The organism is Rhizobium sp. YAF28 (assembly GCF_052113285.1).
Classification (GTDB): Bacteria; Pseudomonadota; Alphaproteobacteria; order Rhizobiales; family Rhizobiaceae; genus Rhizobium.
This window is the reverse complement of sequence record NZ_JBFRCX010000004.1, coordinates 118,409-131,365: the sequence shown is the minus strand read 5'-3', so window position 1 is coordinate 131,365 and position 12,957 is coordinate 118,409. Positions and strand designations below refer to the sequence as shown.

Genomic DNA, 12,957 nt, shown 5'->3' with positions numbered 1-12,957 from the left:
GCACTTTTGCTGGTATTGCTTTAGCCGCGCTTGCGCTCGATCGCATCCCACAACAGGCTTGCGATATCGGCGCCACCGAACTTCTTCACTTCCCGGATGCCTGTCGGCGAGGTTACGTTGATCTCTGTCATATAATCGCCGATGACGTCGATGCCGACGAGCAGGAAGCCGCGTTCGCGCAGAGCCGGGCCGATGCGCTCGCAGATTTCCTTTTCGCGCGCCGTCAGTTCGGTCGGCTCGGCGCGGCCGCCGACATGCATGTTGGAGCGACTGTCATGCTCGGCCGGGACGCGATTGATGGCGCCGGCAAATTCGCCGTCGACGAGGATGATGCGCTTGTCGCCCTTGCGCACGTCAGGCAGGTATTGCTGAGCGATGAAAGGCTCGCGGAAGAGATGGCCGAACATTTCGAGCAGCGAGGACAGGTTGCGATCGTCCTTGGTGGAATGGAAAACGCCGGCGCCGCCATTGCCGTAGAGCGGCTTCAGGATGATATCGCCCATCTCGTCGCGGAAGCGGCGGATCTCGCCCGGATCCTTGGTGATCAGCGTCTTCGGCATCAAGTCGGAAAATTCGGTGACGAAGATCTTTTCCGGTGAGTTGCGCACCCAGGCCGGATCATTAACGACGAGCGTCTTCGGATGGATGCGCTCCAGAAGATGCGTCGAGGTGATGTAGGACATGTCGAAAGGCGGGTCCTGGCGCAGCAGGACGACGTCCATGGTCGACAGGTCGATGCGCTCAGGGGCGCCGAGTTCATAGTGATCGCCCTTGACGTCGCGCAGCACCATCGGCTCGACGGCGGCATAGAGCTTGTCATCGCGGAAGCTCAGGCGATCGGGCGTGTAATGGAAGAGCTTGTAGCCACGCGCCTGAGCCTCAAGGCTCATGGCGAAGGTGGAATCGCCCGCGATATTGATGCCGGAGACATGGTCCATCTGGACCGCTACGTTCTTGATCTTGGCCATTTCCGTCCCTTGAGCTGATGCCGCCCAGATGTAGGTCGGTCAGGCGTCAAACGCAACGGCAATCAATGGCTTCGCGCGCCTCCGCCGGCGCAATTTTCAGGCCGCGATGCCGGTACCGCCGCCGTTGCGCAAGAGGTTGCGCAGGCGATAGGCAATGGCGAGCGGCTTCGGGAAAGGCTTGCGCAGGAAGGCGACCTTGCGGACATAATTGTCGACCCGCCAGTTCGCCCAGGTGCCGCCGGCAAAGAAAGCGACATCGCCCACCTGCAGCGTGCGTTCCAGGCCATCTTCGGTGGTGACGTGCACTTCGCCTTCGAGGATCATGACCGTCTCGTCCCAGCCGAAACGCCAGCGGAATTCGCCCGATGTGCAATCCCAGATCGCCGTCAGCGATGCCTCGTCATGGCCGCGGGAATGTTCTGCCGTGCGCGCCTGCGGATTGCCGCTGATGATCCAGTCCGGATTGATCGGCGTCGACTTCAGCACCATGCGGTCGCTTGCCTGCGCAACGAACGATTTGCCAGCCGTCTTCAATGCGGCGTAAGGCACGGACCGCGCAGCCATGGCGACGGCGGTTGCAAGCATCATCTTCAAGGCCATGAATTACCCCCAGTTTGCTACCCCTAGCTGAGCCGTGGATAACAAAAGAGTCGTAAAAGCCCGTTCAAGCAGACGCTAAAATTTTAACGAAAGCTTATTCGTCAGTTTTTAGCCGCCTGCGGAATTTAGCGCCCCCTAGAAAGCATCGGGGAAATGACGAGGCAGTTTTCCCGGCAATATCGCAACGATATCATAGCGCTGTGAGAGCCGGGAATAGTCCCTCTGGCGGGCGAGCCAGAGATCGCTCGCAGCCCGGATGCGTTTTTGCGAGGCGAAGGACACAGCATCCACGGCGCCCATTTCGTCGGCGCGCGCCTTGACCTCGACAAAGACGGCCAGGTCTCCCTTGCGAGCGATAATATCGATCTCGCCGAGCTTCGTTTTGTAGCGCATGGCGAGAATGCGATAGCCTTTCAGCATCAGGAAAATGGCGGCAATATATTCTGCCGCCGAGCCGCGACGCAGCGCCTTTCTCCTGCGGAGCGTGGCTTCGCCGTCAGCCATTCGCCGCCTTCATGTCGAGAAGCTTCTGGTAGAGCACCTTGCGCGGCAGGCCGGTCAAGCGGGCAGCCTCGGTCGCGGCCCCGGCGGTTGGCAGCGATTTTGAGAGATCGGCGAGAATGGCGTCGACATCCGCCGCAGTTGCCGGCTCGTCCTTCGGCGGGCCGATGACGAGAACAATCTCACCCTTCACATTGTCATGCTCTTCATAATAGGTGACGAGCTCGGCAAGCGTGCCGCGGCGGAATTCTTCATAGGTCTTGGTCAGTTCGCGGCAGACAGACGCCTCGCGTTCAGCGCCGAGCACATCGGCAGCAGCCAGCAGCGTTGCGCCGATGCGATGGGGCGATTCAAAGAAGATCAGTGTGGCCGGTGCGTTTGCGAATTCTGCGAGACGGTCGCGACGGGCCTTGTCCTTGGTCGGCAGGAAACCGGCAAATAGAAAAGCATCGTTCGGCAGCCCTGAGCCGACGAGGGCCGCAAGCGGTGCGGAGGCGCCGGGAATAGGAATGACGCGGTAACCTGCTTCGATCGCCTGCTGCGCCAGGCGATAGCCGGGATCGGAGACGAGCGGCGTGCCGGCATCGGAAACCAGCGCCACCGACTTGCCGGCTTCGAGCGCCTGCAGGAGCCGCGGCCCGGCCTCATCGGCATTGTGTTCATGATAGGCAAAGGGGCGGTTCTGAATGCCGTAGCGATCGAGCAGGACGCGGGTAACGCGTGTATCCTCGCAGGCGAGGACATCCGCACCGGCAAGCGTTTCCAGCGCCCGCAGCGTGATATCGCCGAGATTGCCGATCGGCGTTGCGACGAGATAGAGAGCCGGTTCGAGCGGGCGCGCCGGCACCGCGATATTGTGCAGGCGAAAGCCGCGCCGGGCGCCAGTTTCCGCTGTCGTCTCTTCCGTCATGTCATTCGCTTTCATTCCGCCAGCCTCTTCCCTTTATGGGCGAGCGGTGTGGCTTCGACAAGGGCCGCAATTTCTGTGAGCATTGCACTGCAAAACGGCATTTGCGGGCTTGCGGGCAGCCATGCCTCTTGCAATCGCTGGCAAAGTTCTGCCATTTTGCCCGTCCACTCCCCTCTCCCAAAGGGGAAAGCAGTGACGCGGCGCTTCCGAGCGCCCGGACAATAAAGGTCGAAAGCGGTAGCATCCCATGCGTATTACTATTGAGCGGTCAAACCTTTTGAAGTCGCTGAACCACGTGCACCGCGTGGTCGAACGCCGCAACACGATTCCGATCCTGTCCAACGTGCTGCTGAAGGCCGATGGGCAGAGCCTCGACATGAAGGCGACCGACCTCGATCTCGAAATCACCGAAGCGACGCCTGCCAATGTCGAGCAGGCCGGCGCCACCACCGTTCCCGCCCATCTTCTTTACGACATCGTGCGCAAGCTTCCCGATGGCGCGGAAGTGCTGCTTGCCACCTCCCAGGATGGCGGCTCGATGACCGTTCAGTCCGGCCGTTCGAAGTTTTCGCTGCAGTGCCTGCCGGAATCCGACTTCCCGGATCTGACCGCCGGCACCTTCACGCATTCCTTCAAGCTGAAGGCAAGCGATCTGAAGATGCTGATCGATCGCACACAGTTTGCGATCTCGACCGAAGAAACCCGCTACTATCTGAACGGCATCTTCTTCCACACGATCGAGAGCAGCGGCGACCTGAAGCTGCGCGCCGTTGCGACCGACGGCCACCGTCTCGCCCGCGCCGATGTCGACGCCCCCTCCGGCTCGGAAGGCATGCCCGGCATCATCATTCCGCGCAAGACGGTTGGCGAATTGCAGAAGCTGGTCGATACGCCTGATGCGATCGTCACCGTCGAAGTTTCCGATGCCAAGATCCGGGTCACCCTCAGTTCCATCGTCATGACCTCGAAGCTGATCGACGGCACCTTTCCGGATTACCAGCGCGTCATCCCGACCAATAACGACAAGGAAATGCGCGTCGACTGCACGAGCTTTGCCCAGGCCGTCGACCGCGTTTCGACCATTTCATCCGAGCGCGGCCGCGCCGTGAAGCTCGCGCTCTCCGATGGTCAGCTTCTGCTCACCGTGAACAATCCGGATTCCGGTAGTGCCACGGAAGAAGTCGCCGTCGGCTACGATACGGATCCGATGGAAATCGGCTTCAATGCCAAGTATCTGCTCGATATCACCGCGCAGCTTTCCGGCGACGAAGCGATCTTCCTTCTGGCCGATGCAGGTTCGCCGACACTCGTGCGTGACACCGCCGGCGATGACGCGCTCTACGTGCTGATGCCGATGCGTGTTTAAACGCGCGTCGCTTTTGCAGTTGAAACTTTCCTGATCGCGACATCGCCTCTTGTTTTTGCTTCACCCTCCTGCAATTAAGGGAAAGTTGACCGGCAGGCATGGGAGGACGGCATGGCATTGCGGCTCAAGGAACGGCTCGGCAAGAAGTTTGACGAGGAGATCCGCTTCTTCAAGGGCATGATGCAGGGGCCGAAGACCGTCGGCTCCATCGTTCCGACTTCCTCGATCACTGCCCGCAAGATGGCAAGCGTCGCAAATCCGCATTCGGACCTGCCCGTGCTTGAACTTGGTCCCGGCACCGGCGCCATCACCAAGGCGATCCTTGCCCATGGCGTGAAGCCGGAAAAGCTCGTCGCTATCGAATATTCGACGGACTTCTACGAACACCTTATGCAGCTTTACCCCGGCGTGAGCTTCATCAACGGCGATGCCTTCGATCTCGACAAAACGCTCGGCTCACTCAAGGATCAGGAATTCGATTCCGTTATTTCGGGTATACCGCTCCTGAACTTCCCCATGCAGGCGCGTATTGCGCTCTTGGAAAGCCTGCTCGACCGCATGCCGGCAGGCCGGCCGATGGTACAGATCTCCTATGGCGCGGTCTCGCCGATCGTTGCCAATGCCGATCGTTACAGCATTCATCATTTTGATTTCATCGTGCGCAATATTCCTCCTGCTCAACTCTGGATCTATCGGCGCGGATAAATGTTTGGACTTTATATCACCCACCCTCAGGTCAAGATCGACCCGCAGGTTCCCGTTCCCAAGTGGGGTCTTTCCGAGATCGGCGCCGAACGCGCCCGCAAGGCTGCCTCGAGCGACTGGGCGAAGCGGCTGACCCGCATCGTCTCCAGCGATGAGACGAAGGCGATCGAGACGGCGGAAATCCTTGCTGCGGCCTCAAGCGTGAAAATCGAGATCGTGCATGGCATGCACGAGAACGACCGCTCCGCCACTGGTTTCCTGCCGCCCGACAAATTCGAGGAGGCGGCCAACTGGTTCTTCGCCCACCCGCTGGAGAGCTTCAGAGGCTGGGAGCGGGCCGCCGATGCGCAGGCCCGCATCGTCTCCGCCGTCGAGACCGTCCTATCCTCGCATGAGGCAAATGCGCCGATCGCCTTCGTCGGGCATGGTGGCGTCGGAACGCTGCTCAAGTGCCATCTGATGGGCGCACCGATTGCGCGTGATCGCGACCAGCCAGGCGGTGGTGGCAATCTCTATGCTTTCGGCCTTGCGGATCGGCGCTTATCATGCGACTGGACACCCATTGAAGACTGGCGGGGATGATTGAGATGGACGCACGCGAGCGGTTGATCGTCGGGCTTGATGTTCCAACGATTGGCGAAGCGGAAAGATTGGTTTCCACGCTCGGCGACGACATTCTCTTCTACAAGATCGGCTATCAGCTCGTTTTTGCCGGCGGGCTGGAATTTGCCCGCGATCTCGCGGCCAGCGGCAAGAAGATCTTCCTCGACATGAAGCTGCTCGACATCGACAACACGGTCGCATCCGGTGTCGAGAACATCGCCAAGATGGGCATGTCGATGCTGACGCTGCATGCCTATCCGAAAGCGATGAAGGCCGCCGTCGAAGCGGCCAAGGGCTCCAGCCTCTGTCTGCTTGGCGTTACGGTGCTGACCTCGATGGACGCCGATGACCTCGTCCAGGCCGGCTATCAGTACGATCCGAAAACATTGGTCGCGCGGCGTGCGGAACAGGCGCGCATTGCCGGGATGGGCGGTATCGTCTGCTCTGCCGAGGAGTCCGCCAGCGTCCGCGAGATTGTCGGACCTGACATGGCGATCGTCACCCCAGGCATCCGCCCGACAGGCGCCGAGAGGGGCGATCAGAAGCGGGTCATGACGCCTTCGGATGCACTGAAGGCCGGTTCCACCCATCTCGTCGTCGCCCGGCCGATCGTCAAGGCGCCGGAGCCGCGGGAAGCGGCTCGCGCAATCCTCAATGAAATGGTCGCCGCACTCTGGCCGGCGAATCGCTGACACATCCGCTGAAGGGGAGATAAAAATGCCCAAGGGATACTGGATTGCTCGCGTCGATGTGCGCGACCTCGAGCGCTACAAGGATTACGTTGCAACCGCAAAGCCTGCCTTCGAGAAGTACGGCGCGAACTTCCTCGCCCGCGGCGGCGCGATCACCGAGCTTGAAGGCAAGGCGCGCGCCCGCAACGTCGTTATCGAATTTCCCTCGATGCAGCATGCCGTCGACTGCTATAATTCGCCGGAATACCAGGCCGCCGCAAAAATCCGCCATGAGGTGGCTGATGCGGAAATGGTCGTGGTCGAAGGCGTCTGAGCCAGTTTCGAACGGGTAAGAACTGCGGCGCGATGGCCCTTTTCGTCGCGTCGGTATTCGGCTAAGACGAAAACAATCACAGCATTCCAAAGCCTTTCGAGGAGCCTGCCATGACCCTTGCCAACCTGCCGCCGCTCGTTACCGTGTTCGGAGGGTCCGGCTTCATCGGCAGACATGTCGTGCGTGTGCTCGCCAAGCGTGGCTATCGCATCCGCGTTGCCGTGCGCCGCCCTGACCTTGCCGGCTTCCTGCAGCCGCTCGGCAATGTCGGCCAGATCTCTTTGGTCCAGGCCAACCTGCGCTACCGCAACTCGATCGACCGGGCTGTCGAAGGCGCCGACCATGTCATCAACTGCGTTGGTATTCTCTTCGAGAGCGGCCGCAACACCTTCGACGCCGTGCAGGAGTTCGGCGGTCGTGCTGTGGCGGAAGCCGCCCGCAATGCCGGCGCAACGTTGACCCACATTTCCGCCATTGGCGCCAACGCCGGTTCGAACTCCAACTACGGCCGTACCAAAGGCCGCGCGGAAGCCGCCATCCTGTCGATCAAGCCGGATGCGGTGATCTTCCGTCCGTCTGTCGTCTTCGGCCCGGAGGACAGCTTCTTCAACAAGTTCGCCGATATGGCGCGTACGTTCCCGGTCCTTCCGCTCGTCGGCGGCGGCAAGACGAAGTTCCAGCCCGTGTATGTCGAGGATGTCGCAGAGGCCGTTGCCCGTGCCGTCGACGGCAAGGTCGAAGGCGGCAAGATCTATGAGCTCGGCGGTCCTGAGGTCCTTACCTTCCGCGAATGTCTCGAAACCATACTCAAGGTTACGGTACGCAATAATCGGCTCGTTTCCCTGCCCTTCAGCATCGCATCGCTGATTGGCAGCATCGCCTCGCTCGTGCCGTTCATCGCGCCGCCGATCACGCCGGACCAGGTCAAGCTTCTCAAGCACGACAACGTCGTTTCCAATGAAGCCGAAGCCGAGGGCCGCACGCTGAAGGGCCTTGGCATCACGCCGACGATGGCGACTTCGGTGCTCGACTCCTACCTCGTGCAGTATCGTCCGCACGGCCAGTATACCGGCTCCGGCAAAGCTGCCTGATCAATCGATAGAAGACAATTCAAACGCCGTTCGCGAGCTTTCGCGGGCGGCGTTTTCCATTTTCGCGAGGCGCCAATCCGGCACAAGCCTGGCGTGTTACGCTGCATCTCATGTTGTGTGACGTTGCATAAAAGACGCATAGGAAATTTAGTGGAATTAACACCAAATTTAGCAGGAACATTTATTGCTATTTGCTATTCCACTGACTAAACACCCCCGCGCGTCTCCAGACAGACTCAAGGCGCCTCGCAGGCGTGCGGCAATCACTGTGAAAGGCTATTTCTGATGGGTAAGTCAATCGCGCTTCTTTTTGCGTGTGCGGCACTGGTAATCCTCGCAGGCTCCTTCATTGCGCCGGGCTCCGTCGCAGCGGTGAAGGGCAGTTGCTCGCCGGCTTACGGCGTCGATCCCTGCTCAACGGCCTCCATCACCCACTAACAGAAAAGCCGGTCCTTTCGAACCGGCTTCATCTTTTCTCTCGGGGTGAGCGATATATATCGCTCACTCGCGTGTCCGGTCATTCAGTTGATCATGCCGGCCATCGCCATGCCGAGCAGCACAACACCCAGAATGATGCGATAGATCGCAAATACCGTGAAACGGTTGCTCCTGATATAGGCCAGCAGCCACTTGACGGCGACGAAGGCGACAATTGTGGAAACGACGAAGGCAATACCGAGCGCGGTCCAGTCCTCGTTTGCCGCACCGCCATCCTTGAAGGTTTTCAGCAGCGAAAAGGCGCTTGCCGCATACATGGTCGGAATGCCGACGAGGAAGGCAAATTCGGTTGCCGCGGCGCGGTTAGCCGTACCCGCCAGCATGGCGACGAAAATCGTGGCACCCGAGCGGGACGTTCCGGGGAAGACGCCGGCAACGACCTGGGCAATGCCCACAAGAATGGCGACGAGCCAGGTGATCTGAGTGCTCGGCGGGCGGCGGGCGGCAGCCCATTCGGCAAAGATCATCCAGATACCGCCGATGATCAGCGCCCAGGCAACCGGCGTTGCGTTCTCAGGCAGTTCGAAACCGAGCTTCTTGACCAACAGTCCGAGAACCGCCGTTATCAGAAAGGCGACAATCAGCTTAAAGGCATAATCGCGGTTTTGCGGATCGCGCCAGCCAAGCAGCAGATCGAGCAGACGACGCCAGTAGATGATCGTAACGGCGAGGATCGCTCCTGCCTGAATGACGATGTTGAAGGTGTCGCTACGGGCGCCGAGCCACTGCTCCGCAATGATCAGATGGCCGGTGCTCGAAATCGGCAGGAACTCTGTGATCCCTTCTATAATGCCCAGAATTATAGAGTTTATGTAGTCCATAAAGTGTCTCCGGTTTGGGGTTCGGTCGGACTGGAATGGCGGTCAGGCTATATTGCACTGCACAATCATCATTCGCCAGAGCGGGAGGCAAGAAAAGGCGAGCGGGGAGTTGCGATCGTTCAGGCAGCCATGTTTTGTCCCTTGTCAGGCAGGTGTGACCCGATTCGCTTGTATTGAAGGGGCCAAGCTCCTATAGCTTCAACTAATGAGTCATGACTAGGGCGGTATAATCGGGGCGCCCCTGAACCCATGCACAACAATCAAAAGTCCGAGTATCGATGCCCACGCTTTATCATCATCCCATGTCGTCCGCGTCTCGCTTCGTCAGGCTCATTCTGGCGGAATACGGCTATCAGGCAGAGCTGATCGAAGAACAGACCTGGGAGAAACGCCGCGACTTCCTGGCGCTCAACCCGGCTGGCACGCTGCCCGTCTATGTGGACGACAGCATGCGTGCACTCTGCGGCGCGACGGTGATTTCGGAATATCTCGACGAGACGCATGGCGTGCTGAAGCGCGACCGCAGGCTGCTCGCCGAAGATCCGTTCCAGCGCGCGGAAATCCGTCGCCTGACGGAATGGTTCATGCAAAAGATGGAAAACGACGTCACCAAGCCGCTGGCGCGCGAGCGCGTCTACAAGCTGCAAATGACGGCCGACCAGGGCGGCGGCGCCCCGGATTCCAAGATGTTACGCACGGCACGCGCGAATATCCGCCAACACATGCGTTATCTCACCTGGCTCGCCGGCTCGCGCCAATGGCTCGCCGGCGAGCGGATGAGCTATGCCGATCTTGCCGCTGCAGCCTCGATCTCTATTCTCGATTATCTCGGCGAGATCGACTGGTCGGAATCGCCGCTCGCCAAGGACTGGTACCAGCGGCTGAAATCGCGCCCCTCCTTCCGTCCGCTGCTCACCGAGCGCGTGCGCGGTCTGACGCCGGTTTCCCATTACGCCGACCTGGATTTCTGACGAGGGCGTTTGATGCCCGAACCGAAAACCGAAGATATTAAGGAGCGGAAGCGCCGCGACAATTTGACCGCCTTCCTGAAGAGGGAATCGGCCGCTCTCGGCTTCGATCTCTGTCGTGTCACCCGTCCGGATTCGATCCCTGACGCAAAGCAGCGACTCGGCCAATTCATCGATGCCGGCCGGCATGGAACAATGGAATGGATGGCGGAAACGCGCGAGCGTCGCGGCGATCCGCGCACGCTCTGGAGCGATGTGCGCTCTGTTGCCGTCTTCGGCCTCAATTACGGGCCGGACGAGGATCCTCGCGGCATTCTCGACAGGAAGGATAGGGCGGCAATCTCCGTCTACGCCCGCAACCGCGACTATCATGACGTCATGAAGGGCCGACTGAAAGAGATCGCCACGCGCTTCGCAGCCAAGGCTGGCGCAGACGTGAAGGTCTTCGTCGATACCGCACCCGTCATGGAAAAGCCGCTGGCCGCGGCGGCCGGTCTCGGCTGGCAGGGCAAACACACCAATCTCGTCAGCCGCGAGCATGGCTCCTGGCTTTTCCTCGGCTCGATGTTCACGACTGCCGATCTCAATATAGATGCCTCGGAGGCCGATCATTGCGGCTCCTGCCGCGCCTGCCTCGATGCCTGCCCGACGGCTGCCTTTCCTGCGCCCTACCAGATCGATGCGCGCCGCTGCATTTCGTATCTGACGATCGAGCATAAGGGGCCGATCGATCCCGAGTTCAGGCCGCTGATCGGCAACCGCATTTACGGCTGCGACGATTGTCTTGCCGCATGCCCCTGGAACAAGTTCGCAAACGAAGCGTCGGAAATGAAGCTGAAGGCGCGTGAGGATCTGAAGGAACCTTCGATCGTCTTCCTTTTGACCCTCGACGACCCAACCTTCCGTACGTTCTTCAGCGGTTCTCCGGTCAAGCGCATCGGGCGTGACCGCTTCATTCGTAATGTGCTGATCGCTGCCGGCAATTCCGGCGATCGTAGCCTGATCGAGCAATGTCGTGCGCTCGCCGCCGATGCCTCTCCTGTCGTGCGCGGCATGGCAGTTTGGGCACTGTCGCGGCTCATGGAGGCTGGTGAATTCGAAGCCTTTGCCGCACAAAGGGAAAATGAGTCGGACGAAGAAGTCCTCAACGAATGGCGACTGGCGGGGGTAAGCTGATGCATGTGATGATCTTTGGCTGCGGTTATTCCGGTACGGCGATCGCCAGAGCCTTTGGTGACAGCGGCATGCGCATCTCCGGCACGACCCGTTCGGAGGAAAAGGCGGAAGAGCTGCGGAGATCCGGGATCGAAGCCTTCATCTTCGACGGCGAAACCCTGAGCGACGATCTGCGTGCGGCGATGGCCGGCGTTACGCATCTCGTGCAGTCGATCGCTCCGCGCGATGCCGATCCGCTGCTTGCATTGCTCGGCAAAGACAGCACGGTGCTTCTGCCGAAGCTGCAATGGATCGGCTATCTCTCCACGGTCGGCGTCTATGGCGACCACAAAGGCTCCTGGGTGACCGAGGAAACCCCTTGTGTGCCGGTCTCCGGCCGCTCCAAGGAACGTCTGGACGCTGAGGACGCCTGGCTTGCGCTCGGACGTGCCCGCGACGTACCGGCCGCAATATTGCGTCTTTCCGGCATTTACGGACCAGGACGCAACGCCTTCATTAATCTGGATCGCGGCACGGCGCGCCGCATCATCAAGAAGGACCAGGTCTTCAACCGCATCCGCGTGGAGGACATCGGCGCTTCCACCCGCTTTTTGTCAGAGCATGCGCTCGGTGGCATCTATAATGTCACCGACGACCAGCCCGGCCCGCCGCAGGATGTCATCGTCGAAGCCGCCCGCCTGATGGGCGTCGCACCGCCGCCAGAGCAATCTTTCGAGACGGCCGAGATGACGCCCATGGCCCGCTCCTTTTATGGAGAGAATAAGCGGGTTTCCAATGCCAAACTGAAGGCCACGGGCTTCCGTTTTGCCTTCCCGAACTATCCGATGTCGCTCGCCCAGCTCTGGCAAAATGAGGGGTGGCGGGGCTGACGATACCCTCCCACTCGGGTGAGAGGGCTATAATTCAAAAAGAGTAGAAATTTCCTACTTTCTTATTTTAGCGACGCGAATTTCGCTCCGCATTATGGTTAACGGCCTCTAAATTTGCGCAAATGTGGCAGCAAATATGGCGGTATGAGCAAAAATTTTTTGTGATTTCCGGCGGCCATCAAATGTTTACCGCTTTCCCGAAAAAATCGTTCGGATTTTAGCTGATTTCATTAGGTTTTTTCCACAATTCGTCAAAGCGGTGTCCTGCTACCGCAATGTTACCAGAATCACAAATGTTACAAGCTGTAACGTTCCGTGATCGCGATCGGCACTTTTTCGCCACTTTTCCCCGGATTGAAGCCCCACCGCCTGTGAAGGCGCAAGTTCAATAGTTGAGGGACAATCCGTTTTGAAGAAAATCTGCCGTTCTCTAATCACTACCGCAGCCATTGCAGCCTGCTCTTTCATCCTCCCGGCGGAAGGATTTGCTGCTAACGGATGTGGCGGTGCTTCGTGGTACGCACTTCGCTCCAAAACTGCTTCCGGGGAACGCATGAACCCGGCCATCTATACTGCCGCACATCGCTCTCTGGCGTTCGGCACCAAGGTGAAGGTCACCAACCGCAACAACGGCCGCAGCGTCGTCGTTCGCATCAATGATCGTGGTCCGTTCATCCGCGGTCGCGTACTCGACCTGTCACGCGCTGCTGCCCAGAATATCGGCATGGTCTCCACAGGTACTGCGAAGGTTTGCTACGAAGTCATGAGCTGAGGCTACGTCCTCCGCAAAATCCCTGCGCCGGATGCGGCGCTTGCTCTTGCCGTCAATCGCGGGTAACCACGCGGTTGAGACTTGTAAACAATCTGCCCCGCCAT

16 protein-coding genes are annotated in these 12,957 nt (G+C 59.7%); 11 read left to right on the top strand and 5 right to left on the bottom strand.

Annotation, left to right across the window (positions count from 1 at the left end; all coding sequences use genetic code 11):
• Positions 1 to 20: 20 nt before the first annotated feature.
• From gshB to rsmI, 4 genes are all read right to left on the bottom strand, one after another.
• Complete coding sequence (gene gshB, locus AB4Z13_RS10695; RefSeq protein ID WP_439017120.1) at positions 21 to 968, bottom strand: glutathione synthase; 948 nt, start codon at positions 966 to 968, stop codon at positions 21 to 23.
• Positions 969 to 1,064: 96 nt separating this feature from the next.
• Positions 1,065 to 1,568 (bottom strand): cupin domain-containing protein, encoded by a 504-nt coding sequence (locus AB4Z13_RS10690; RefSeq protein WP_439017119.1) that lies wholly within the window; start codon positions 1,566 to 1,568, stop codon positions 1,065 to 1,067.
• A 135-nt stretch (positions 1,569 to 1,703) separates the two neighbouring features.
• The gene (locus tag AB4Z13_RS10685; protein WP_439017118.1) at positions 1,704 to 2,072 is read right to left on the bottom strand and encodes a YraN family protein; all 369 of its coding nucleotides are present in this window, start codon (positions 2,070 to 2,072) and stop codon (positions 1,704 to 1,706) included.
• Entirely contained in the window at positions 2,065 to 2,979 is a 915-nt protein-coding gene (gene rsmI / locus AB4Z13_RS10680; protein ID WP_439017300.1) for a 16S rRNA (cytidine(1402)-2'-O)-methyltransferase, read from the bottom strand. The genes AB4Z13_RS10685 and rsmI overlap by 8 nt, the downstream gene beginning before the upstream one ends.
• Before the next feature lie 247 nt (positions 2,980 to 3,226).
• On the opposite strand from rsmI, the gene dnaN reads away from it, so the two are divergent.
• The 7 genes from dnaN (at position 3,227) to AB4Z13_RS10645 (ending at position 8,187) form a co-directional block, all read left to right on the top strand.
• Entirely contained in the window at positions 3,227 to 4,345 is a 1,119-nt protein-coding gene (dnaN, locus tag AB4Z13_RS10675; protein WP_113324395.1) for a DNA polymerase III subunit beta, read from the top strand.
• Positions 4,346 to 4,456: 111 nt separating this feature from the next.
• The gene (gene pmtA, locus AB4Z13_RS10670) at positions 4,457 to 5,050 is read left to right on the top strand and encodes a phospholipid N-methyltransferase PmtA (protein WP_439017117.1); all 594 of its coding nucleotides are present in this window, start codon (positions 4,457 to 4,459) and stop codon (positions 5,048 to 5,050) included.
• A complete protein-coding gene (locus AB4Z13_RS10665; protein WP_442205979.1) occupies positions 5,051 to 5,632 on the top strand; it encodes a histidine phosphatase family protein in 582 nt (193 codons plus the stop codon). It abuts the gene before it with no gap.
• A 5-nt stretch (positions 5,633 to 5,637) separates the two neighbouring features.
• Complete coding sequence (pyrF, locus tag AB4Z13_RS10660; RefSeq protein ID WP_439017115.1) at positions 5,638 to 6,345, top strand: orotidine-5'-phosphate decarboxylase; 708 nt, start codon at positions 5,638 to 5,640, stop codon at positions 6,343 to 6,345.
• Positions 6,346 to 6,370: 25 nt separating this feature from the next.
• Complete coding sequence (locus AB4Z13_RS10655) at positions 6,371 to 6,658, top strand: DUF1330 domain-containing protein (protein ID WP_007813455.1); 288 nt, start codon at positions 6,371 to 6,373, stop codon at positions 6,656 to 6,658.
• A gap of 110 nt (positions 6,659 to 6,768) precedes the next feature.
• The gene (locus AB4Z13_RS10650; RefSeq protein WP_439017114.1) at positions 6,769 to 7,749 is read left to right on the top strand and encodes a complex I NDUFA9 subunit family protein; all 981 of its coding nucleotides are present in this window, start codon (positions 6,769 to 6,771) and stop codon (positions 7,747 to 7,749) included.
• 285 nt (positions 7,750 to 8,034) lie between these two features.
• Complete coding sequence (locus AB4Z13_RS10645) at positions 8,035 to 8,187, top strand: hypothetical protein (protein ID WP_007813451.1); 153 nt, start codon at positions 8,035 to 8,037, stop codon at positions 8,185 to 8,187.
• Positions 8,188 to 8,270: 83 nt separating this feature from the next.
• Here the strand turns inward: AB4Z13_RS10645 and AB4Z13_RS10640 are convergent, their stop codons facing one another.
• Positions 8,271 to 9,068 carry an undecaprenyl-diphosphate phosphatase gene (locus AB4Z13_RS10640; RefSeq protein WP_439017113.1) on the bottom strand — a complete coding sequence of 266 codons (798 nt, stop codon included), beginning with the start codon at positions 9,066 to 9,068 and terminating at the stop codon, positions 8,271 to 8,273.
• Between the two features lie 278 nt (positions 9,069 to 9,346).
• Here AB4Z13_RS10640 and AB4Z13_RS10635 point away from each other — a divergent pair, with 278 nt between their 5' ends.
• The 4 genes from AB4Z13_RS10635 (at position 9,347) to AB4Z13_RS10620 (ending at position 12,853) form a co-directional block, all read left to right on the top strand.
• On the top strand, positions 9,347 to 10,039 hold the full coding sequence (locus AB4Z13_RS10635) for a glutathione S-transferase family protein (RefSeq protein ID WP_192728435.1): 693 nt from the start codon (positions 9,347 to 9,349) through the stop codon (positions 10,037 to 10,039).
• A 12-nt stretch (positions 10,040 to 10,051) separates the two neighbouring features.
• Positions 10,052 to 11,212, top strand: a complete 1,161-nt coding sequence (gene queG / locus AB4Z13_RS10630; protein WP_439017112.1) for a tRNA epoxyqueuosine(34) reductase QueG — start codon at positions 10,052 to 10,054, stop codon at positions 11,210 to 11,212.
• Positions 11,212 to 12,081 (top strand): SDR family oxidoreductase, encoded by an 870-nt coding sequence (locus tag AB4Z13_RS10625; RefSeq protein ID WP_439017299.1) that lies wholly within the window; start codon positions 11,212 to 11,214, stop codon positions 12,079 to 12,081. The genes queG and AB4Z13_RS10625 overlap by 1 nt, the downstream gene beginning before the upstream one ends.
• Before the next feature lie 409 nt (positions 12,082 to 12,490).
• Positions 12,491 to 12,853 (top strand): septal ring lytic transglycosylase RlpA family protein, encoded by a 363-nt coding sequence (locus AB4Z13_RS10620; RefSeq protein WP_037070615.1) that lies wholly within the window; start codon positions 12,491 to 12,493, stop codon positions 12,851 to 12,853.
• Positions 12,854 to 12,957 lie beyond the last annotated feature (104 nt).